The following is a 24,063-nucleotide window of genomic DNA, read 5'->3' as shown; positions in this document are numbered from 1 at the left end:
GCGGATCACATGGCCCGACGCATGAAGGGACCAGGTAACCGTGAACCAAGCACGTCACAGAGAGCACATCGCACTAACGCGACACCTTCTCATGGTCATATCATTCCTCGTATCCGTTGCGCTCATCATCTCCGCTTGCATCGGCTCCACGTATCTTGCAAAGGCCGCGATTCCCACAAGCGACAATCTGTATCACTTCGTCAGGGACGTCGACATCTCCGGCGTGGAACAGGATTCGAAAGGCGCGTACCGCTACCATGACGGCGACGAAGTGAGCATGAAGTTCACCTTCAACGAAGACCAGACGATCCAATTCGCCAACTCGCAGTTGTATTACACTCTTCCCGATGGCTTCGAGGCAGTCGACGTCTCCGGCGCATTCGATGTGCCCGTCACACAGAACGGCACGGTTTACACCGTCAAGGGCAACACATGGAAAATCCGCAACGGCAAGCTGCTCATCGACTGGAACAACGAGGATTCGAACATCGATCGTCTGCGCAGCTCCGCGAACGCCCAGGTGGTGCTGGACCTGCGGTTCGCCCTTCATGGTGTGAATGGCAAGGTCAAGCTTGGCGACAGCGTGGAGAAAACGTTCACACTCGATACGAGCAATGATCTTGCAGTTGCCAAACAGTCGACCTTTGACGAGACGAACGGGAAGATGCATTACACTGTCACGCTCACGTCCACCGGCATCAGCACGAACGTGCAGCTCACTGACGCAATCAGCGGCAGCGCCATCACCTACGACCCGTCGAGCCTCAAGGTCTCCGGCAATTCCGCCGACTACACCGCCACGACGAACGGCAATGGCTTCGCGTTCTCCACGGCGACGATGAAGAACGGCGAGACAATCACCCTTACCTACGACGGCGCCATCGATTACACGAAGTTCAACGGCAGCGTGACCGCCGACAACACACGCAACACGGTCATCGCCACAAGCACCGACCATCCCGACGCATCCGAACACACCGCCACGACGGACGAGACGCACACAATCCGCCTATCCGATCTGGGCAAGAGCGGCACGGCTGACACGTCAGACACGTCGACCAGCTCGAATCGCATCATCCATTGGACCATCACCGCCAATTCCCTGCGCCACGTCTCGATGGCGGGAGGCACAATCAGCGACACGATCGACGAAGCGTCGCAATCCACGACGCACTACGCCGGCGACGGCATCACGATGGATGTCTACGACGCCTCCCGCAACAAAGTGGAGACGCGCACCATCCCGTGGTCGCAATTGGGCGTCACCGACACCGCGAGCGCCACGGGCTGGAAGTACGACGTGCCGGCGACCGATGGCATCTACTCGTATTCCATCAGCTATGACACGACGACGGATAGTTCTCGGACCGTCGCCGACCTGCCGGTGGGAAACAGCACGGCATCCGATTCCCCAGAAGCCGGCTCGTATTCGGCCAATGCCAACGTGACCGTCAGCAAGGACTTCGACATGAAGGCCACCAAGAGCGTCGTCGCATCCAAATCCGATTATGACAAAACGACATGGAAGATCACATCGAAGGTTTCGACGAAGGGCTTCTCCAGCTTTGTCATCACCGACACACTGCCGAATGTGTGGGACGACAGCAACCATCATCTCATCGACGCCTACGTGGACGGTTCCGCGGCAGTAACAGGACTCGCCCCCGGCGAATCGTACACCGTGGATTCCTCCGATTCGTCGAAGGTCGTCATCACGTTCTACCAAGACGAAGCGCACACGACGCCCGGCCTCAAGGCGAGCGCCGAGAACCGCACGATCAGTGTGACGCTCGAGACCAAGAACGACAAGGCATGGCTGGCGTTGGTAAAGAGCAATCCCACCGATTGGCGCGCCTCCCATCAGAACAACGCAACGGTGGCAGCGAACGGCCAAGAGCAAAACGTGAGTGCCTCCACGATACCGGTGCAGCAATCCATTTCGAAGAAATGCGAGCAGGCCGGCACCTATGACGCCGATGGCGTGCAGCTGCCGCTGTACAAGTTCACGCTGACACTGCAAGGCGTATCTGCCGACGAGTTCGACATCGACGATCAGTTCGATACATCGCTGCTCGCCTATGCCTCGACCGCTCAGGTCGGCGTCTGGAACCAAGACAGGATCGCTGGCAGCAACGACCAGTATTATCAAGGAAACTATGGCACCGCCGCGGTCACCCACACCGACACGAGCACAGGCGCCACCATTCACGTGCCCTCCGGCGCCATTGCCAAGAACGGCGACGCCTACTACACGTATTACGCACTCACCTACTACCTGATCGTCAAGGATGCCACGGCGTTGCAGACGCTGAACCAGCAGGCGGCGGATTCCGACAACGGCACGGTGACGCTCACCAACACAGCGAACTGGGGCTCCGCCAGCTCCGGCGCCGTGAACTTCACCTACACGAAGAAGACCGTGAGCAAGGAGCAGACGTCCTTTGATCCGACGACGCGCATCGTCACGTTCAAGCTCAACCTCAACCCTGCGGGCGCCGACATCAATCATTCCGGCGATACGCTCACGCTCGAGGATGTGATGTCAAGCAACCTGCTGCTCGATGTGACCTCGCTCCAGGCAACACCCAGCGAAGGCGTCTCCTATCACATGGATAGTGTTTCGAATACGCTGGCGATCACGTTCCCTGACAAGACGCCGGTGACCGTGAGGTATGCGGCGTATCTCAAGGGAACTGGCAGCGTGACATATTCGAACAAGGCGTCGTTGTATGGACAGTCCGACAGCGTGCAGCAATCGGCGCAAATCTCACAGAGTTCCTCGAGCCGCGCCTCGGTGCCGAGCATCAAAATCCTCAAGACCGATTCCGGCGACATCACCAAGCCTCTGCAGGGCGCAAAGTTCCAGCTGTACAAGGCAGCCGACAATTCACTGGTGACCGACAAGGAGTTCACGACCGGTCCGGACGGCGTCACGACCATCTACGGCGATCAGGACAAGGACGGCTGGTCATTGGTCACCGGCACGCAATATTACCTTGTGGAGACCGTGGCCCCCGATGGCTACAACCTGCGTTCGGACCGCATCTACTTCACTGTGACCGACAACCCGACGACAGCTGACGAATACCCCGACGCCTCCACCATTTCGTGGGCGAACACGCCGCAGAACCACACCACGTCGCTCGCCATCCACAAGACGGATTCCGTGAACCCCTCCACCGGTCTTAGCGGAGCGGAGTTCACGCTCACCGGCACCGATGACGGCGGCACGACGGTCTCACTTGACCAGACGACCGGCACGAACGGCTACCTGTTCTTCAGCAACCTGCAGCCTGGCACTTACACGCTGACTGAAACGAAGGCTCCGAGTGGCTACGAGACGCCCTCCCAGACACATACCGTGACGATTGCCACCGATCTGAGCGTCACCTTCGACGGCACGAAGGTCGTCGACTCGGTGCCGAACACCTCATCCCATGAGGCAGCGGTGCCCGTCATCACCCTGACCAATGAACGCAAGCGGTACTTCCTGCCCAACACCGGGCGCGCAGGCGGCCTGTGCCTCATCATGGGGCTCGGCGGAGCCGTGCTTCTGGGCGGCACGATGCTGGCGTTCACGGATTCACGCAAGGCACGGCACCGCGGCACCGCCTCGCGGCACGCACGACGCAGGAGGTCAGCCGAATGACACGGAATCCATGAAGCGCCGACGAACCATTCCGGTTCACCCCACGCCTCCCCAAAACACCAATACAACACTTGTCACATTGATGAATTCATCAGAAGAGAAAGGAACCGACACCATGAGTGTCACAACCAATAAATCCCGCGGCACGCTGCTCGCAGCCATCGCGGCCATCGTCGCGATGGTAGCGGCGGTGCTGCTCCCGGCCACCTTGGCAAACGCCGCGACCACCGGCAGCATTACGTTGGAATCCTCAAGCAGTCTCAAAGACCGCACGTTCGAAGCCTGGGAGCCCATTCGCATCACCGGCACCAGCTCCAACGGCGCGCTCAATTCCAACGGCACGCTCAATGTCGATATCAGCGACGCCTATCTGCCGTACGTGCGCACGGCAGCCGAGGGACTCCCCATCACATCGAGCAGCGACAGCGCCACGATCAGCTCCACATCCTCCGAGGACGATGTGATCGCCGCCATCTCGCTGCTTGCCCAGAACCAGGAAAGCCTCTCGGACACCGATGCTCACAACTTTGCAAACAAGCTGTACAAAGCACTGGTCGACAACAACGTGGCGGCGTCAAAGACAGACACGGACTTCTCTCATGAAACAGATGGAAGCCGCAAACTGTCAGGCATCGAATACGGCTGGTACCTCATCGCCGAAACAACCAACCCCGATACCGCAGCTCCTTCCCGCACCGTGGACAACTCCCCACTATCGCTCGTCATCACCAAGCCAATCGCCGGTGACGTGACCGTGAACGTCAAGTCCTCCACGCCTGTCTCCCACAAGAACATCGTGGACGCCCCGACGAGCGGCGATCTTTCCTCGAAGGATTACACGAACCAGCGCAAGGCTGCGATCGTCAACGAAAACACGCCGATCCACTACCAGCTGACGTTCCACATCCCCAGCGATTGGACGACTAATTTCCAGGACAATGGCTTCTGGTTTACCATGAACGACACCCTTGACAGCAGCCTTGTGTATGAGAAGACGGATGCGATCGAAGTCGGCACGGATTTCGCAACAACCACCGACGACACGGCGTTCAGCGAGAAAAACAGCCTGTATGACATGGAGCTCGAGCCGCAGCTCAAGCAGACTGACCCCTCGACGGGCGCGACATCCCTCGTGTGGCAGTTCGGCAGCAACACCACCACGAGCGATGCCTACAAGAACAACAAGACGAATCTCAACCTCGCTGGCAAGTGGGTCAAGCTCTATTACACCGCGCATCTTTCCCAGGATGCCCCGATCAACACAGCCATCGGCAATGAGTATGACGTGACCTACCAGCACAACCCGAACGCTGCAGCTGACGGCGAGAAGACCCCCGCCGAGCACCCGTATGTCTACACGTATAACCTCGTGGCCAACAAGCAGGACGGCAACACCGACGACCCGCTCGAAGGCGTGGAGTTCGCGATGTACTCCGACTCGAAGTGCACGGACGCGAGCCTGCTGCGCTTCACCAAGAACGAGGCAAGTGACGGAACGACAACCTATGAGTACGATCCGAACGGTAAGGAAACCGTCCTCTCGACGAATTCCAAAGGCGCTATCAATGTGGAAGGCCTGGCTGCCAGCTCCACGGGCACGGCGTATTACCTCAAGGAGACCAAGACCAAGGACGGTTACCGCCTGTCAAATGCGACGATCACCGCCACTCTCAAGGTCGCACAGAAATCCGACAGCAGCAAGCCGTTCTCCGAGCAGAAGAAAGAGGAGACCACCGACTGGACCACGCAAGATGGCCAAAAACAGACGCTTGTCTATGAGCTCACCGCCACCGGCGACCATTCTTCGGCAAGCGACAGCGTGCTGCTTGTGAAGAACTACCGCGGCGTCCTTCCCACCACGGGTGCTCAGGGCATTGCGCTCCTGTGCGTGGTGGGCGTGATGTTCATCGCTGGCGGCGTGCTCCTGCTGCGCAAGCACCGGTAGCGTCCATTGCGCCGATTGCGCCGATCGCGCCGACCACGCCGTGAGCTGGTAGCGCTTGGAACCGCGCGATAGGCAATAACACCACTGCAGATACACGTGTGGGGTGCCGTAGAGATTACGGCACCCCACACGTGTATCTATCCCATGGTTCACCATCCCCCATGGTTCACCATCTCAAGGAATGGCTGTCCCCGGGCATGAAAAAGCTGGGCAGCTAGGCATATCGCCTGGCCACTCAGCCTGAAACTACACACCCGCATACGAAACGCGGCATTGCACCGGCTTCGCTATGCGCGTGAACTCACTCCTCGGAGTTGCCCACGGTGTGGACGTAGATGGAGTTCGTCTTGCCGGGGATGTGAGAGCGGTCGGAGCTGCCGAGCACCACGATGGTGTCGCCGTCCTGAACCTTGCCCTGCTCCTTGAGCACGCTGTCAGCGAGGTCCATGAGCTGGTTGCGCAGCAGGCCGTGGTATTCGGTCTGCAGCGTGAAGGACTCGGTGCCCCACGAGAGAGCCAGCCAACGGGTGGTGTGCTCATTGTTGGACAGGCCGTAGATCGGGCAGGACGGACGCTGAGCGGAGATGCGGTGCACGGTGTCGCCGGTCATGGAGAAGGCGGCGATGCACTTGGCGTTGATTGTGCGGGCCAGCTGCACGGCGGCGTCAGCCACTGCGGAGGAATCGGTCACGACCATGTCGTTGATCGCCGGGATGCGGTCGAATCCGTGATCGGTGGCGTAGTTGGAGATGCGGGCCATCGTGGCGACGGTCTCAACCGGGTATTCGCCGACAGCGGTCTCGTTGGAGGTCATCGTTGCGTCAGCGCCGTCAAGCACAGCGTTGGAGCAATCGGAGGCTTCTGCACGGGACGGAACCGGAGAGTGCACCATGGAGCCGAGGACTTCGGTTGCCACGATGACCGGCTTGCCGTAGCGACGAGCAAGGGTGATGCATTCCTTGGTGATGAGCGGAACCTCTTCGAACGGCATTTCGACAGCCATATCGCCACGGGCCACCATGATGCCGTCGAAGGTCTTGACGATCTCTTCGAGGTTCTCGACTGCCTGCGGCTTCTCGATCTTTGCCACGATCGGGATGCGGCGGCCTTCCTCGTCCATGATCTCATGGGCGCGGTCGATGTCGGTGGCGAAACGCACGAAGGACATGGCGATGATGTCGGCGCCGGTGCGGATTGCCCAGCGCAGATCCTCCTGGTCCTTCTCGGTCAGGGCGGGCAGGCTCACGGCCACGCCCGGCAGGTTGATGCCCTTGTGGGAGGACACGGGGCCGGCGACGACAACCTTGGTGTACACGTCGTTGCCTTCGACCTTGGTGACCTCGAGGCGCACCTTGCCATCGTCGATCAGGATCGGGTCGCCAGGCTTGCAATCGCCCGGGAGGCCCTTGAACGTGGTGGAGACGCGATCCTTGTTGCCGATGATGTCATCGGTCGTGATGATGAACTGCTGGCCCGGCTCCAGCTGCACCTTGTCCTCGCCCTCGGCGTTCTTCTCGAACCAGCCGCAGCGAATCTTCGGGCCCTGGAGGTCCACGAGCACGGCCACGTTACGGCCGACGTTCTTTGCTGCCTGGCGGATGTTCTTGTACACGGCGTTGTGTTCCTCGGTGGTGCCGTGCGAACGGTTGATGCGGGCCACGTCCATGCCGGCCTTGACAAGTTCTGTCAGTACTTCAAGAGAGCTGGTCGCGGGACCGATGGTGTCGACGATTTTTGCTTTGCGCATGGAAATGCCTACCTGTTTCTTGTTATGTATGGAATGGGAGCGAATCCCAAATTTCACAATTGACATACTACAGATTCTTCACGACGGAGCAAGGCGAACACGCGGCACGTCACCCAATGTTCAGCCTCAGCACAATTCCCCCAAAACGGGGTTGTATGTCCGCACCCTGTGCAACTGAGTCGTCAAACGATTTTCAATAGGAAATTCCACGGAAAAATCCGTCTTCCCTGCCTAGCGGAGTGCTTGAGCGCCGTCCTTGCCATGGTCTGGCTGGACGCCCGAGGCGAGCTGCTCGCGGACCAGCTCCTCGCCTTCCGCGGCCGCGGAACGGGACACCGCCTCGCCCTTGGCTGTCCCCGCCTCCGCCGCGGTCTCCCGGGACGCCATCTGGCGCATCTTGATGACCGATGCCACGGATGCCAGTCCCAGGCACACGACGATGACCACCAGCGACAGCCACGTGGGAATCTCCGGCACCGCTTCGAATCCGTGGCCACCATTGATGAACGGCAGCGTGTTGCCGTGCAACGCCTCCATGATGAGCTTGACGCCGATGAACGCGAGCACCGCGGAAAGACCCAGCGGCAGGTAGACGAGTTCGTCGATGAGCTTGCCAAGGAGGAAGTACAGCTGCTGCAAGCCAAGGAGGGCGAAGATGTTGGAGGTGAACACGATGAACGGATCGCGGGTCAGGCCGAAGATCGCGGGGATCGAATCGAACGCGAACATCACGTCGGTGGTGCCGATGGCGAAGAACACGATGAGCATGGGTGTGAACACCTTGCGACCATCGACGACGGTGCGCAGCTTCTCTCCGTCGTATTCGTCGGAAATCGGCATGATCTTGCGCAGGCCGCGGATCAGGACGTTCTCATGGTATTCCTCGTCGTCATCGTCGCCCTTGAGCAGCTTGGCGGCGGTGACGAGCAGGAATGCGCCGAACAGGAAGAACACCCAGGTGAACCGGGTGAGGATGGCGGCGCCGAGGGCGATGAAGATGCCACGCAGCACCAACGCGATCGTGATGCCGATGGACAGCACGTATTTTTGCAGCTTGCGGGGCACTGCGAAGTTCGACATGATGATGACGAACACGAACAGGTTGTCGATGCTCAGCGAATACTCGGTGAGCCAGCCCGAATAGAACTCCACCGCAGGCTTGGGGCCGGCGACCGCCCACATGATGCCGCCGAAGATCAGGGCGGCGGCGACGAAGAACGCGATGTGCTGCACGCATTCCTTCGTGCTGGGCACGTGGGGGCGCCGGCCGATGATGAGGATGTCGACGACGAAGAACACCGCGAGCACGGCGTAGGTGATGACCATGAAGAGCACAGGTGTTTCAGACATACATCCCAGTGTACATAACGGCCTCACGCGCCAGCGCCCATCCATGTTTGCCGGCGCCCGCCCATGTGTGAAGGCGATGGCCCATGTCCGCAGGCGCCCAACCATGCTCGCAGGTGTTCACTTCGCTGCGTCGTTCATCTGCCGCAGCTCCTTCTTCAGGTCGCGAATCTCGTCGCGCAACCGCGCCGCCAGCTCGAACTGCAGCTGCTCGGCCGCGGTGTGCATCTGGTCGGACAGCTGGCGGATGAGCTCGGCGAGGTCCTTGGCCGGCAGCCCGGCGGTCTCGAGGTCGCCGCGCACAGCCGCCGCCTGTTTCGCGTCGGTCGCGGGAAGCCCGTAATGCGAATTGCCCGCCTTGCCGGCGTTGCGATAGCCGCCGGCAAGCAGCGTCTCCGTGTCGACGTCCTCCTTGGCGAGCATGTCGTTGACATCGCTGATTTTCTTGCGCAGCGGCTGCGGGTCGATGTGGTGCTCCTTGTTGTAGGCGATCTGGATGCGACGGCGGCGTTCCGTCTCGTCGATGGCCTTTTGCATGGATTCCGTGATGTCATCCGCATACATGATGACGGTACCGTTGACGTTTCGCGCCGCGCGACCGATTGTCTGAATCAGCGAACGGTAGGAACGCAGGAAGCCTTCCTTGTCGGCGTCGAGGATCGCCACAAGCGACACCTCAGGCAGGTCGAGGCCCTCGCGCAGCAGGTTGATGCCAACAATCACGTCGATCGTGCCTTCGCGCAATTCGCGCAGCAGCTCGACGCGCTTCAAGGTGTCGACGTCGGAATGCAGGTATTCGACCTTGATGTCACGTTCGAGCAGATAGTCGGTGAGGTCCTCCGCCATCTTCTTCGTGAGCGTCGTGACGAGCACACGCTCCCCCTTCGCCACGCGGTCCTTGATCTGACCGAGCAGATCGTCGACCTGCCCTTCGACAGGCTTAACCTCGATCTTGGGGTCGAGCAGGCCGGTGGGTCGGATGATCTGCTCCACCACCCCATCGGACAGACCCAGTTCGTAGTCACCCGGCGTGGCGGACAGATACACCGTCTGCCCCACACGCTGGAGGAATTCATCCCATTTGAGAGGACGGTTGTCCATTGCGCTGGGCAGGCGGAAACCATGTTCGACAAGCGTGCGCTTGCGACTGGCGTCGCCTTCATACATGGCGCCGATCTGGGGCACCGTGACATGGGATTCGTCAATGACGAGCAGGAAGTCGTCAGGAAAGAAATCAAGCAGTGTGTGCGGCGGTGTGCCCGGCGCTCGTCCGTCAAGATGCCGCGAGTAGTTCTCGACACCCGAGCATGTGCCGATTTGCTCGAGCATCTCGAGGTCATACGTCGTGCGCATCGTCAGGCGCTGCGCTTCAAGCTCCTTGCCTTGCTTGCGCAGCTCCGCCGTGCGGTCCTTGAGTTCGGCTCGTATGGAATCGATCGCTCGCGACAGCCTTTCCTCACCCGCGATGTAATGGGACGCGGGGAAGATATGCACGTCATGCACCCGTTCGATCACATCGCCGGTGAGAGGATGCAGAGTGGAAATCGCGTCGATTTCATCGCCGAAGAACTCGATGCGCACCGCGAGCTCCTCATAGACCGGAATGATCTCGACGGTATCGCCGCGCACACGGAAGGTGCCGCGGGTGAACGCGATGTCATTGCGCTTGTATTGCATCGAAACAAACGTGCGCAACAGGTCGTCGCGGTCGATCTGGTCGCCCTCATGGAGGAACAGCATCCTCCCCGCGTATTCCTCCGGCGTGCCCAAGCCGTAGATGCATGAGACCGTGGCGACGACCACGCAGTCGCGGCGTGTGAGCAAATCGGCGGTCGCGCGGTGGCGCAAGCGCTCCACATCGTCGTTGATGTTGGAATCCTTCTCGATGTATGTGTCTGTCTGGGGTATGTATGCCTCCGGCTGGTAATAGTCGTAGTACGACACGAAGTAGTTGACGGCATTGTCGGGCATCAGTTCGCGGAATTCAGCGCACAGCTGCGCAGCAAGCGTCTTGTTGGGCTCGAGGATGAGCGTGGGGCGCTGCAATTTCTCAATGAGCCACGCGGTGGTGGCGGTCTTGCCCGTGCCGGTGGCGCCCATGAGCACGACGTCGTTTTCGCCGTTTTCGATGCGCTCGGCGAGTTCCTTGATAGCCTTCGGCTGGTCGCCTGCCGGCTTGTATGGCGACTTGACGACGAACGGCTTGTTCGTGCGGATTATCTCACCCATGATGTGTTGCTTTCTGCTGTCTGGTGGTGTGTCCGGATAATGGCGATACTGCATCGCCAGGGCGGCACGCTGTATCCCGGGTCACGCGGCGTGGGTGATTTCCCGCTGCCATTGGTCCCACAGGATGTCGAGCCTCGCATGCAAGGCAGCGATGCCGTCGTTGTTGGCAACTATCGCATCCGCCAAGTCGCGCCGTGAGTCTTCAGCGCTTTGGGAATTGATCCTCTCCTGCGCCTGATGCCGCGTCATTGAGCGGTTTTCCATCAACCGCTCTATCCGTATCTCGTCATCGGTTTCCACTACCACGATATGGTCGAACGAAAAGGGAATCGTGTCGATGACTTCCGCCAACAGCGGAATGTCATGGATCACGACGCTTCCCGCAGGAACCTGCGAATCAAGGCGCTGTGCGGCGGCATAGACGAGTGGGTGGATGATGGATTCAAGGCGATGCCGCATCTGTTCCGCCTGTGCGGTCTCGGCGAACACATGCCTGGCCACCCACGCACGGTCCATGGAGCCGTCAGCTGCAATCGCTTCATCGCCGAACGCTACTCGCACAGGTTCAATCGCCGCGCCTCCTGCCGCAGTGAGGTCGCGCGAAATCGCATCATAATCCACCACCACTGCCCCCAGTTGCTGCAGATACGCAGAAACCGTGCTTTTGCCCGCTCCGATTCCACCGGTCAGCGCGATTCTCATGACACTCCTCGCATTCGCCGATGCATTGCATTCACTTGTGCATCGCATCCCATCGTTGCATCCCCTCATTGTAGAGCGCCCATGTGGCAATAAACCATTGCCCAACCGCACACAGGTTCCCTGCCATCCGACCTTCCGACCTCCTGACCAGTCATCCGGCCTTCCGACATCCCAGCATCCCGGCATCCCGATCACCGAACCTCCAAATCTCTGACCTTCCTAACTTCCCAAACCGGCGACAAATTTAGGATTCGCCGAAGACGGAGGTTACAGACCCCCAAACAGACCCTTAACCTCCGTCATCGACGACATATTCAGGATTCGCCGAACAAAGCAGTTATGGACCTCAAAAAGGATTCTTTAACCTCCGACATCGGCGACACACCAACCCACTCGCCGAAAATGGAAGTTACGGGCCTCAAAAAGGATTCCCCAACCTCCGTCTTCAGCGACACACCGACAAGCCTCACACCGACAACCCGCGCGTCATCCCAACAGACAGCCCCAAACCGGTATGCAAAAAGCCCAGGCCTTTCGGTCTGGGCTTTGGCTTAAGCGCTGTGAACCAGCGGCTTCAACGGTTTCGGGAATCCATCAAAGCGCTGGTTCACTGATGTATGCTGCAATGTTTACAGCGTCTACCGTAACGTAACGCGAGTTACCGAGTTACTGAGTTACTTGGACTGGTGCAGCAGTTCGTCGCGCAGTGCAGCGAGCTTGTCGTCGGAGGCAAGGGTGCCTTCGCCGGACGCCGGAGACGAGTAGTTGCTCGGCTCTTCCTCGGCCTCGTGCGCAGCGTGGTTCTCGGTCTGGCCGTCGGCAGCAGCAGAAGCTTCTGCGTTGGCGAGCTCCTTGGCCACGAAGGCTTTGTGCTCTTCCCACAGATCGTGGGCGGCCGCGTACTGGGACTCCCACTCTTCGCGCTGCTTCTCGTAGCCTTCGATCCACTCGTTGGTCTCGGGATCGAAGCCTTCGGGGTACTTGTAGTTGCCGTTCTCGTCGTACTCGGCCGGCATGCCGTACAGAGCCGGATCGAAGTCCTCGGAGTTCGGGTCGACGGAGTCGTTGGCCTGCTTGAGGGACAGGGAGATGCGGCGACGATCGAGATCGACGTCGATCACCTTGACGAACACCTCTTCGCCGGGCTTGACAACGGTCTCCGGGTTCTCGACATGGCGGTTCGCGAGCTCGGAGATGTGCACCAGGCCCTCGATGCCGTCGTCGACGGAGATGAACACACCGAACTGCACGATCTTGGTGACCTTGCCCTTGACGATCTGGCCGGGCACATGGGTGCGTGCGAAGCGCTGCCACGGATCCTCCTGCGTCGCCTTGAGCGACAGGGAGATACGCTCGCGCTCGAGATCCACGTCGAGAACCTCGACGGTGACCTTGTCGCCGACCTTGACGACCTCGGACGGGTGGTCGATGTGCTTCCAAGAGAGCTCGGAGACGTGGATGAGTCCGTCCACACCGCCGAGGTCGACGAATGCGCCGAAGTTGACGATGGAGGACACGACGCCTTCGCGGATCTGGCCCTTCTTGAGCTGCGAGAGGAAGGTCTCGCGCACTTCGGACTGGGTCTCCTCGAGGTACTGGCGACGGGAGAGGACCACGTTGTTGCGGTTCTTGTCGAGCTCGAGGATCTTGGCCTTGATCTTCTGGCCGATGTACGGCTGAAGGTCGCGGACACGACGCATCTCGACGAGGGATGCGGGCAGGAAGCCGCGCAGACCGATGTCGACGATGAGGCCGCCCTTGACGGCTTCGATGACGGTACCTTCGACGACGCCGTCGGATTCCTTGATCTTCTCGACTTCGCCCCAAGCGCGCTCGTACTGTGCACGCTTCTTGGACAGGATCAGGCGTCCTTCCTTGTCTTCCTTGGTGATGACAAGGGCCTCGACGGTGTCGCCAACCTTAACGACATCATCGGGATCGACGTCCTTCTTGATGGAAAGTTCGCGGGAAGGAATCACGCCTTCCGTCTTGTAGCCGATATCCAGGAGGACTTCGTCATGATCGATCTTGACGACAGTGCCTTCGACCAGATCACCATCGCCGAAATTCTTGATGGTGGAATCGACTGCCTTGATGAAGTCATCGACGGTGCCGATGTCATTGATGGCAACCTGCGGGACTTCTTTAGTGTTTTCTGCCATTGGGTTGGTTGTTTCTCATAGTTTGTGGATAATATCGTTTTTCACTTTTGCGACATCATCCCGCAGGCATCCGTTAACCGGCTGCAGCGGAAATTCAGTTGCACGGCGCGCGGTGGATACACTCCGCCCACGCACGCAAAACATAAGCATACACGAATGCCCTGCCACAGGCATCCAAGACACGCCGCAATCACGCACAGCGGAATACGGCGATGCAACACGCAACCCCGAGGAATCCGTTCACTCCCCCGCAGCGCCGACGGCATCAGGGCCGATGCCGGCACTCCGCTCCGCGATACGCACGACGTTGCGCAGCAGCATGGCGCGGGTCATCGGCCCAACACCACCGGGGTTGGGCGAATACGCAGCGCACACGTCATGGCACGCCGGGTCCACATCGCCCTGCACGCGCCAGCGCCCCGCCGCTTCGTCATAGACGCGCGACACGCCCACATCCATGAGCACCGCGTTGGGGTTGACGTCCTCGGGCTTGACGAAGTGCGCCTTGCCCACCGCCGCCACGATCACATCGGCGCTGCGCATGATTTCATGCAGATTGCGCGTATGCGTGTGGCATAGCGTCACCGTCGCATCCACGTTGCGGTTGGTGAGCATGAGCCCGATCGTGCGTCCGATCGTCACCCCGCGTCCCAGCACGACGACGTGCTTGCCATCGAGGTCGATTCCGTTGCGTTCCATGAGATCAATGACGCCGCTGGGAGTGCACGGCAACGGATAGCAGGAGTCCCCGTTTGTATGAAGCACAAGCTGGCCCAGGTTGTAAGGATGCATTCCATCCGCGTCCTTTGCCGGATCGACCATTTCGACGATGCGGTTGGAGTCGATGCCCTGCGGCAGCGGCAGTTGCACGATGTAACCGGTGCATTCGGGGTTCTCGTTGAGGCGGCGCACAGCCGCGGCGATGTCATCGAACGTCGCATCGGCAGGAAGATCCTCCCGGATGGAATCAATTCCCACGTCGGCGCAATCACGGTGCTTCCCCGCGACGTATTTGACGGACCCGGCGTCCTGCCCCACGAGCAACGTGCCCAGGCCAACCGGATGCCCCGCCTTGCGCAGACGTTCCACGCGGCGTGCCAGATCAGCCTTGATCTGCTGCGCCGCGGCCTTGCCATCGAGTACCTGTGCCATGCTCCTCCTGCCCGTGACATGCCGCCGAAGCGTCATATCACCAATCAAATTCGGGTTTTAGGCTACTCTAGCAAGTAGCTTCATGTGCCGACCGTCCTCTATGCGAAACGCCAACCGCCATGGGTTCGCACAGCGAGGAACGTCGCCACAGCCCAGATGCAAGGCCACCGAGACGGGCCACGGAAAGCCGAGAAAAGAGCGGAGAATGCGCATCACCACACGAATCACAACCACAGTAGCGAAGGTGGTCGCATGCCTGACGGGCATCGCGCTTGTCGCCGCCACGGCAGCGTGCGGCATCGGAGGCGGCGCGCAGCCTTCCAAAACGCCCTCATCCAGCTCGCCCACGCAACCGGACTCCCCCATCTCCATCGTCGCCGCCGAAAACACGTGGGGGTCGGTCGCGACGCAACTCGCCGGAGACAAGGCCACCGTGACATCCATCGTCACCGACACGACCACCGACATGTCAACCTTTGCGCCCAATTCCGATCAGAAGACGCAAATCGCCGACGCTCAGATCGTCATCATGACCGGTGCTGGCTACGATTCATGGGCCAGCGACATGACGAGCCAAGGCCAGTCCGTCATCAATGCAGCGGCCACGATAGGCGCCGGCACCGGTGACAACGCCTACCTGTGGATGTCCTCCGACGCGCGCAAGGCGGTGGCGAAGGCCATCGTCGACGCCCTCACCAAGCTCGAGCCGGATTCCTCTGACGCTTTCGCCGCCAACCTTGATGCTTGGCAGGACGAAGAAGACAAGGCCGAAATCGCCATCAGCGATTTGCGCAAATCCCACGACGACCTCACATACGCTGCGACCACGCCCGTCGCGTACTACCTCATGTCGGAAATTGACGCAACCGACGCCACGCCCGACGAATGGACTGCCGCGGAGACCAAGGGCACGACACCGGATGCCACTGCGATTGCAAAATTCACTCTCGCGCTCAAAGACGGCACTGACCTGATCATCACCGATTCGCAGCGGTCCAACAGCGCCGTCGACTCGGTGTTGCAAACCGCCCAGCAGCGCAACGTGCCGACGGTGAGCCTCACGGAAATCATGCCCAGCTCGCAGGAATCGCTCCCGAATTGGATCGAAGACATCGTTTCTTCGATGGATGAGGCGCTCACGCAGGCATCTGCATCTGCATCCGCTTCCGCTTCGGCGAGCGCTTCCGACGGCGCTTCCGCTTCGGCGAGCGCCTCCGCCACGGACGCGCCATCCCAATCCTCGAACTGATTTTCCATCAGTGATTTTCACTGAAACGCGCAGCCATAGCACCACAACACCACACAGCCACAACGGCAACGCAAGTAATGTCCACGCCATTGCCCACTATTATTTGAGAATGTTTCTCAATTATTGGAGGCGTGCATGGAGAAAGAAGCGGAGCCCTGCATCGAGTTTCGACAGGCCGCCGTCCAACGCGGCGGTCGCACGATATGGTCGGAGGGAACATTCGCCATACAGCGCGGCACCGTCACGGCAATCGTAGGAACCAACGGTGCAGGCAAAACCACAATGATCGACGTGGAGCTGGGCCTGCTGCCCCTGTGCCACGGCTCGGTGACGGTCCTGGGCCGTCCCGCAGGGCAAGCCAACGGGCGCATCGGCTACGTGCCGCAGAACTACATGGATGATGTGGATTCGAACGTGACGGTCGACCAATCCATTCTGCTGGGAATCACCGGCACCAGATTCGGATTTCACCGCGTCACCCGCGAGCAGCGCGGCGCCGTCGCCGACATCATCGATTTCGTGGGATTGCACGGCAAGGAGCGCATGCGGCTCAACGAACTGTCGGGAGGCCTGCGTCAAAGGGCAGCCATTGCCCAGGCGCTGGTGAGTCACCCGGATCTGCTGCTTCTCGACGAACCGCTGGCCAACCTTGACCTCGCCAGCCAGAGCGCGATCGTGGAGCTGTTCGCCCGCCTCAACCGCGAGTGGGGCATGACCATACAAATCGTGTCGCATGACCTTAACATGCTGCTGCCGATCCTTACGGGAGCGGTATATCTGCTGGATGGGCATCCGCACTATTCCGGCATGTCCACTGTGCTTGACTCCCAGCTGCTCACCCATCTGTACGGCACGAAGGTGGAGGTCGTCACCACGCCGCAGGGCGATATGTTCGTCACGCCTAACCCCGACATGGAGCCGGCCGGCCACGGAGACGGCACTTTGGACGCATCGGAAGCCGCATGCTTCTTCAAGCAGCATTACGCGCATTCGCATCCCGCAGGCCAGCAATCGCAAGGCGCAACGCCATCCCGCGCAACGCCACAGTCCGCTGCAGCCACGCAGCCTGATACGGCCACTCAGGGATCCACTCAGGGATCCACACAGGGATTCACACAGGAGGACTGACATGACGACTTTTTCTTACAACCCTGACTGGTGGCATCTCCTCACCGGTTCCTTTATGTCGAACGCGTTGATCGCCGGTGTGCTCATCGCAGTGGCAGCGGGCGCCGTGGGGTATTTCACGATCACGCGGCGTTCGACGTTCGCCGCCCACGCGCTGGCGCATATCGGGCTGCCAGGCGCCACCGGCGCGGTGTTGCTCGGACTGCCGGTTTCATGGGGCATGGGCGTGTTTGCTCTGGGAGGCGCGCTGGCGATCGGCGCATTGGGCAAAAAGGCCTCCCAGAGGGAAATCGCCACGGGAACGGTTTTGGCCTTCGCCACCGGTCTCGGCCTGTTTTTCGCGCGAATGTCTTCTAGCGCCACCAAGCAGATGCAATCGATTCTCTTCGGCTCCATCCTGACGATTTCACGATCCGAACTTTTGGGGTTCGCGGTGTTCGATGCGGTGCTGCTCGTGGTGCTGGCATGCGCATATCGTCCGCTGCTGTTCAGCTCGCTCAACGAGCAGGTCGCCCAAGCCAAGGGCGTGCCGGTGCGTCTGATGGGGCTGCTGTATATGGCGCTCATGGCAGGGGTCATCACGGTTGCCACGCCCGCCGTGGGCACGCTGCTCGTGTTCGCGCTCGTGGTGACGCCTTCCGCCACTGCCATCATGCTCACCCGTTCGCCGCTGTCCGCGATGGTGTGTTCGACGCTGCTGTGCCTTGGCAGCATCTGGGGCGGTCTGCTGCTTGCAGCAATGTTCCCGTTCCCGCCGAGCTTCATCATTGTGACGATCAGCGCCGCCCTGTGGCTGGTTGTGCGGCTTGTGACCGGCAGGAACCAGCATTAAGCGGATGCAATGCAGGTGCGGGTGCGCCAGAGACCAGCAGATGTTATGCCGATTGATGCTACCGGTTATGTAATGCCGATCCGTGATATCGATCGGTGATGCCGGTCATTGGGCGACGCGCACGGCAAGGGCGGTGGCGATGGCAGCCACGCCTTCGCCGGCCCCTGTAAAGCCCATGTGATCGGTAGTGGTAGCCAGCAGGCTCACCGGCATTCCCGCAGCCTGGCTCATCACACGCATTGCCTCATCGCGGTGCTTGGTCACATGAGGGTTATTGCATACAAGCGTGACTGTGGCGTTTGCGAACGCCCACCCGTGCTCGGCGCATGCCCGGGACACCTCCTGCAGCATGGACGCCCCATGGCGTCCCGCTCCCGCGCTGTCGGAACCAACGCCGAAGAATTCACCGATGTCCCCCAGTCCGCATGCCGACAGCATGGCATCAATCAGCGCATGGGCGGCCACATCCCCGTCGGAATCGCCAGCGAGCCCCGGCACTCCCCTGGCCTCGTCATCTCTCCATCGGATGCACGCCAGCCATAGTTCTCGCGCTGCGCCACTCGACGATTGAGTATCGGAAGATACAGCAAAGCGGTGCGCGTCGAAGCCTTGCCCGACCCGCACCGCCTGAAGGATGCTTGTTTGCATGGGATCTGCTGGATTCACAGCTGTTTCAGCGCGCTTTCTTGGAACTGCGCTTCTTCGACTTGAGGCTCTGCTCCTCGATGCGATGCAGCGTCTCGCTCGCCGGCTCGTCCGGGGCCATGGTGTGATGCTTCTCATCGCCCGGCTCAGGATCCGCAAAGCCCAGGTTGACGTCCAGCAAGCGCTGTGTCTCTTCCTCGGAAAGCTTCTCCGACAGGGAAATCTCCGCCGAAAGCACCTTGCGGGCCTTGGTCAGCATGCGCTTCTCACCAGCCGAAAGCCCGTGGGCGTCGTCATCACGCTGGGCAAGGTCACGCACCACGTGGGCGATCTGCTGCAGGTCACCGGACGCGATACGCTCCTGATTGAGCTTGTAGCGGCGCGACCAGTTCGTCTTTTCCTCTTCGATCGGCGTGCGAAGAATTTCGAAAACCTTGCCCACATCGTTTCCATCGGCGATGTCGCGTACGCCGATGCTTTCGACGTTCTCTTCGGGGACGAAAATCACAAGGCCATCGGTGGACAGCACGTCGAGCTTGAGATACGTTCTTGTCTGGCCGTCCGGCGTCTTACGGTCCTCGATGTCCTCGACACGAGCCGCGCCGTGGCGGGGATATACTACCGTGTCGCCGATTTGATAAGCCATGTATTCCTCCAAAAGTTACCCAAGCTTTAATAGTATGCCATGATGCCTCGACCGCATCCCGGGGTTCGCCATCAGCTGACCGAGCCATCCCATCCATGGAATGCGCGCCCCTTTTTGTAACGATTCGAGCAACCGCAGCAACCCCGACGAATGGTAGTCAGCCGCTCACAGCGAAAGCTGATCGAATACCCGCAAGGCAATGGAAAAATCCTCAAGAATCGCGTTTCTCGTTGTACTTTTCGGCGCGCCGCCTTTAGACTTTTGAATATGGAGAAGACATTGATTACCAATGTGGCGCCTCTCGAGGCAGACCACGAGGCTCTCGACAGAGTCAGCAATGGCGTTTTCTACGACCCGCATGAGGTCCTCGGCGCGCATCTCAATGCCGCACCGGACGACGCATACGCAACTGTGCGCGTGCTTCGCCCCATGGCAAAGAGCGTCGGAATCGTCACCGTAGACGGAACCGAGTACGAGGCGCAGCACGAATGGAACGGCGTTTTCGTCGCAGTCATTCCCGCAGCGACGCGGAAAGACGGATCCCATTCAGTTCCCGATTACCGCATTCATGCGATGTATGAGGACGGCAGCGAAACCACCCTCGACGACCCCTACCGTTACCTGCCCACCGTCGGCGACGTGGACATGTATCTGTTCGGCGAAGGTCGCCACTACCGCCTGTGGGAGGTCATGGGCGCGCACGTGCGCACGTACATCGACCCGATGGGCTCGCCGGACGGATCCTCCTCGGATTCCATCACTGGCGTTTCGTTCGTCGTGTGGGCACCGAACGCCCACTGCGTGCGTGTCGTCGGCGATTTCAACGGATGGAACGGTCGCACTCACGCCATGCGCGAACTGGGCAACTCCGGCATCTGGGAGCTATTCATCCCCGGTCTCAAAGGCGGCGACCGATATAAGTTCGAGCTGCTCAACGCCAACAACGAATGGAAGCAGAAGGCCGACCCCTACGAGCGCCATCACCAGATTCCGCCGGAGACCGCATCTATCGTGTCCGACTCCCATTACGACTGGGAGGACAGCGAGTGGATGCAGCATCGCGCGACCACGAACCCGCATACCGGCCCGGTGAGCATCTACGAGGTGCACGCCGGCTCGTGGAAGCAGGGCTATACCTATCGCCAGCTCGCCGATGAGCTTGTGCGCTATGTCAAGGACATGGGCTTCACCCATGTGGAGTTCCTGCCTCTCGCCGAGCATCCGTTCGCCGGATCGTGGGGCTATCAGGTGACCGGTTACTACGCACCGGATTCCCGCTTCGGCGACGTGGATGACTTCAAGTACATGGTCGATTGCTTCCACAAGGCTGGCATCGGCGTCATCATGGACTGGGTGCCCGCACACTTCCCCAAGGATGACTTCGCCTTGGGACGCTTCGACGGCACGCCGCTGTACGAGGACCCCGATCCGCTGCGCGGCGAGCATCCCGACTGGGGCACGTACGTGTTCAACTTCGGGCGCAACGAGGTGCGCAACTTCCTCGTGGCGAACGCCTGCTACTGGCTTGACGAATACCATGTGGACGCCCTGCGCGTCGACGCCGTGTCGTCCATGCTCTACCTCGATTACAGCCGCAAGCCCGGCCAGTGGAGGCCGAACATCTACGGCGGCCGCGAGAACCTCGAGGCAATCGAATTCCTCAAGGAAGCCACCGGCACGTGCTACCTCAACTACCCCGGCATCATGATGATCGCCGAGGAATCCACCGCCTGGCCCGGAGTCACCGCTCCCACAAGCGCCAACGGCTTGGGATTCGGCCTCAAGTGGAACATGGGCTGGATGCATGACACCCTGCAGTACCTGCAGTATCCGCCGATTGACCGCAAGTGGCACCATGACGAGATCACCTTCTCGATGGTCTACGCCTACTCCGAGCATTACGTGCTGCCGATCTCGCATGATGAGGTCGTGCACGGCAAGGGTTCGCTCATCGGCCGTATGCCGGGCAACGACTGGCAGCGTTTCGCAGGCGTGCGCGCGCTCTTCGCATACCAGTGGACGCATCCGGGCAAGAAGCTCACGTTCATGGGCAATGAACTGGCTCAGTTCGGCGAATGGAACGAGAACTGGAGCATCGACTGGGATTCCCTCAACTGGCAGGATCACCAGGGCGTGCAGCGTCTCGTGCGTGACCTCAACACCGTCTACCGTGAGAACCCGGCGCTGTGGCAAGTCGACAATGACCCCTCTGGATTCCAGTGGCTCACATCCGACGATGCCGATCACAACACGCTCAGCTACATGCGTCTGGACAAGGATGGGAACCCGATCGTGGTGGTCGTCAACTTCTCCGGCACCGCATGGAGCGACTATCAGGTTCCGCTCCCCCGCGGCGGCAAGTGGAAGGAAATCCTGACCACCGATGACCTCGCGTACGGCGGCTCGAACATCCACAACGACAATATCGTCGCGGACCAAGGTGAATACCATTCGCGCCCGTACTCGACGAAACTCACCGTTCCGGCGCTCGGTGCGATATTGTTGAAGCCAGAAGACTGAACGCGAGTTCCAGTCACATGGCATGATTTATGAGACTTTGGGGCAGTCAGCGTGAAGCTGGCTGCCCCAAAGTCGGAAAGACGATCGCATAATGTGCACTTTCAGCTCTGCAGCAGGGCAAACGACGGCAAGCACGATCCTCGTGGTGGAGGATGAACCGACCCTTGCCACCGCTATTGCGCAACGGCTGGCGGCGGAAGGATGGTCGGCGCGCGTCTGCGGCGATGGCGCAAGCGCGGTGCAGACCGCTGCACAGATCAGCCCCGACTTGGTGATCATGGACGTCATGCTGCCCGTCATGGACGGTTTGGAAGCGACGCGGCGCATCACCGCTGCACGCCCCGTGCCCGTGCTCATGCTCACCGCCCGCGATGATGAATCCGACAAACTCATCGGCCTTGCAGCCGGAGCCGATGATTACATGACGAAACCGTTTTCGATGCGTGAGCTCGTTGCCCGCTGCAAGGCATTGCTGCGACGCGTCGAACGAGCGAAGCAGCTGGCGGAAAACCCCGAAGACGAGCAAGTGCTGCGCTTTGGAAACATCACGATAGATCCGGCGCAGCGCATCGTGACGGTCGACGGCGAGGATGTGCATATGACCCCTACGGAGTTCGACTTGTTGCTCACTCTCGCTCGCAAGCCACGGTCAGTGCTCAGCCGCGACCAACTGCTCAAGGACGTGTGGGGCTGGGTGGACGGCTCCGGCACACGCACCGTTGACTCGCATGTCAAATCGCTGCGCCACAAGCTAGGCGCTGAGACAATCCGCACAGTGCATGGCGTGGGTTATGCTTTCGAACCTCCAGAGGGTGAAACGGCGCGGAATCATGCATGAGGTGAATGACCCGGCTGGCGTGCGCGGCGCCTCCCCCACATCTGACGACTCGCACGCCAGCGGTTCACAGACCGCGGACACGCAGCAGCACATCGAGCAAGAAGCCAGAGCAACGCGCCGGGGCTCGGAGCGTCATTCCGTGCTTATCGGTTCGCTGTCGTCCATCAAGGCCGAGCTGAGCGTGCTCATCATCATCGACACGATCATCGTGTTCATCCTTTCATGGGTCATGCTCAAGTGGGGGTTGAGCGAATGGATTTCGTTCCCCGTCACGATGCTCGTGGCTCTGGGAATCACCTATGTTTTTTCGCGAGGGCTCACCGCACAGCTGCGTGAAATCCGGGATGCGGCCGAATCCGTGTCTGACGGTGATTATCAGGCGCGTGTCTATGGTGCTACGCACAGCCGGGATGAAATAGGTCAGCTCGCCAGGTCCTTCAACATCATGGCTGAGGAATTGGAGCATTCCGACTCGATGCGACGCGACCTCATCGCGAATGTGAGCCATGAGCTGCGCACGCCCGTCGCCGCTTTGCAAGCCCAGGTCGAAAACATGGCGGATGGCATCACCAAGCCCACTCCCGCCAATCTGGAAAGCATACTGACCCAGACCCAGCGTCTCAGCGACCTCATCGCGTTTCTGCTTGACCTGTCCCGCATGGAGGCGGGCGCCGCCAGTCTGGAAATCATTGATTTCGACCTGCGGGACTTCCTTGATGAAACAATCGAGCCCTTGGAAATCGCCGATGGTGGCCATAACCACACCATCACCCTTTCCATGCGGCATGACATCACGATGCAAGGTGACCCTGATCGCCTGCGCCAACTTTTCACGAACATTATCTCGAACGCTCTCAAGCATTCCGCAGACAATACCGAAGTGCTCATCGAGACACGCGAAGATCGCCAGCATGACACCGTTGTGGTGAACGTCGTCAACTTCGGCTCGCAGATTCCCGTGTCTGCGCGCAACGACATCTTCCGCCGCTATGTAAAGGACAAGGGCGGACGACCGGGCACGGAATCCGGTGGCACCGGTCTGGGGCTTCCCATCGCCCGGTGGGCTGCGCAACTGCATGGCGGCAATGTCAAGGTCGTCGATGACCCGCGTGGCGCCGATTTTGAAATCACCTTGCCCAAGCATCACCCGGATTCGGACAAAGCCTGACCGCACTGCCCGATGGTGGCGGAATGACCCGCTGCGGCAGATGAAACATCGGATGATAGTGGTGCAAACTGCCTTGCCGCAAACTGCCTTGCCGCAAACCAACA

15 protein-coding genes and 1 pseudogene are annotated in these 24,063 nt (G+C 60.2%); 8 read left to right on the top strand and 8 right to left on the bottom strand.

Translation table 11 applies throughout. The features are described from left to right. The first annotated feature begins 91 nt into the window (after positions 1-91). Positions 92-3,649 carry an MSCRAMM family protein gene (locus tag CLV65_RS01000; RefSeq protein WP_094691006.1) on the top strand — a complete coding sequence of 1,186 codons (3,558 nt, stop codon included), beginning with the start codon at positions 92-94 and terminating at the stop codon, positions 3,647-3,649. Positions 3,650-3,764: 115 nt separating this feature from the next. Continuing rightward, positions 3,765-5,594, top strand: coding sequence for a SpaA isopeptide-forming pilin-related protein (locus CLV65_RS00995; RefSeq protein ID WP_094691007.1), 1,830 nt, complete (start codon positions 3,765-3,767; stop codon positions 5,592-5,594). Between the two features lie 301 nt (positions 5,595-5,895). Here the strand turns inward: CLV65_RS00995 and pyk are convergent, their stop codons facing one another. The 6 genes and pseudogenes from pyk to CLV65_RS00965 form a co-directional block, all read right to left on the bottom strand. After that, the gene (pyk, locus tag CLV65_RS00990; RefSeq protein ID WP_094691008.1) at positions 5,896-7,341 is read right to left on the bottom strand and encodes a pyruvate kinase; all 1,446 of its coding nucleotides are present in this window, start codon (positions 7,339-7,341) and stop codon (positions 5,896-5,898) included. Positions 7,342-7,707: 366 nt separating this feature from the next. Beyond that, positions 7,708-8,691 (bottom strand): annotated as a pseudogene (locus tag CLV65_RS00985) (TerC family protein); the annotation flags it as partial. 117 nt (positions 8,692-8,808) lie between these two features. Continuing rightward, the gene (uvrB, locus tag CLV65_RS00980; protein ID WP_094691010.1) at positions 8,809-10,917 is read right to left on the bottom strand and encodes an excinuclease ABC subunit UvrB; all 2,109 of its coding nucleotides are present in this window, start codon (positions 10,915-10,917) and stop codon (positions 8,809-8,811) included. 81 nt (positions 10,918-10,998) lie between these two features. After that, positions 10,999-11,619 carry a dephospho-CoA kinase gene (gene coaE, locus CLV65_RS00975; protein ID WP_157847180.1) on the bottom strand — a complete coding sequence of 207 codons (621 nt, stop codon included), beginning with the start codon at positions 11,617-11,619 and terminating at the stop codon, positions 10,999-11,001. Between the two features lie 674 nt (positions 11,620-12,293). Further along, complete coding sequence (gene rpsA / locus CLV65_RS00970; RefSeq protein ID WP_094691012.1) at positions 12,294-13,781, bottom strand: 30S ribosomal protein S1; 1,488 nt, start codon at positions 13,779-13,781, stop codon at positions 12,294-12,296. Between the two features lie 240 nt (positions 13,782-14,021). Next, the gene (locus tag CLV65_RS00965) at positions 14,022-14,933 is read right to left on the bottom strand and encodes a bifunctional methylenetetrahydrofolate dehydrogenase/methenyltetrahydrofolate cyclohydrolase (protein ID WP_094691013.1); all 912 of its coding nucleotides are present in this window, start codon (positions 14,931-14,933) and stop codon (positions 14,022-14,024) included. Between the two features lie 205 nt (positions 14,934-15,138). Here CLV65_RS00965 and CLV65_RS00960 point away from each other — a divergent pair, with 205 nt between their 5' ends. The 3 genes from CLV65_RS00960 to CLV65_RS00950 all read left to right on the top strand — a co-directional run bounded on the left by CLV65_RS00960 (position 15,139) and on the right by CLV65_RS00950 (position 18,142). Further along, positions 15,139-16,182, top strand: coding sequence for a metal ABC transporter solute-binding protein, Zn/Mn family (locus tag CLV65_RS00960; RefSeq protein WP_157847179.1), 1,044 nt, complete (start codon positions 15,139-15,141; stop codon positions 16,180-16,182). Positions 16,183-16,317: 135 nt separating this feature from the next. Beyond that, positions 16,318-17,310, top strand: coding sequence for a metal ABC transporter ATP-binding protein (locus tag CLV65_RS00955; protein WP_094691015.1), 993 nt, complete (start codon positions 16,318-16,320; stop codon positions 17,308-17,310). Between the two features lies 1 nt (position 17,311). Next, entirely contained in the window at positions 17,312-18,142 is an 831-nt protein-coding gene (locus tag CLV65_RS00950) for a metal ABC transporter permease (RefSeq protein WP_094691016.1), read from the top strand. Between the two features lie 105 nt (positions 18,143-18,247). Here the strand turns inward: CLV65_RS00950 and CLV65_RS00945 are convergent, their stop codons facing one another. Beyond that, entirely contained in the window at positions 18,248-18,790 is a 543-nt protein-coding gene (locus CLV65_RS00945) for a 2-C-methyl-D-erythritol 2,4-cyclodiphosphate synthase (protein ID WP_211278407.1), read from the bottom strand. Positions 18,791-18,815: 25 nt separating this feature from the next. After that, on the bottom strand, positions 18,816-19,433 hold the full coding sequence (locus CLV65_RS00940; RefSeq protein ID WP_094691017.1) for a CarD family transcriptional regulator: 618 nt from the start codon (positions 19,431-19,433) through the stop codon (positions 18,816-18,818). A 267-nt stretch (positions 19,434-19,700) separates the two neighbouring features. Between CLV65_RS00940 and glgB the strand changes: the two genes are divergently transcribed. From glgB to CLV65_RS00925, 3 genes are all read left to right on the top strand, one after another. Then, positions 19,701-21,953, top strand: coding sequence for a 1,4-alpha-glucan branching protein GlgB (gene glgB, locus CLV65_RS00935; RefSeq protein ID WP_094691018.1), 2,253 nt, complete (start codon positions 19,701-19,703; stop codon positions 21,951-21,953). A gap of 91 nt (positions 21,954-22,044) precedes the next feature. After that, positions 22,045-22,791: a response regulator transcription factor gene (locus CLV65_RS00930; protein WP_094691019.1), complete on the top strand. Its 747-nt coding sequence runs from the start codon at positions 22,045-22,047 to the stop codon at positions 22,789-22,791. Then, entirely contained in the window at positions 22,784-23,959 is a 1,176-nt protein-coding gene (locus CLV65_RS00925) for a sensor histidine kinase (protein WP_094691020.1), read from the top strand. Before CLV65_RS00930 ends, CLV65_RS00925 begins: the two co-directional genes overlap by 8 nt. The last annotated feature ends 104 nt before the right edge of the window (positions 23,960-24,063 follow it).

Source organism: Pseudoscardovia suis, from assembly GCF_002797875.1.
In the GTDB taxonomy this organism is placed as follows: Bacteria; Actinomycetota; Actinomycetes; order Actinomycetales; family Bifidobacteriaceae; genus Pseudoscardovia; species Pseudoscardovia suis.
Note: the sequence above shows the minus strand (reverse complement) of the source record. Positions and strands in the feature narration are given on the sequence as shown.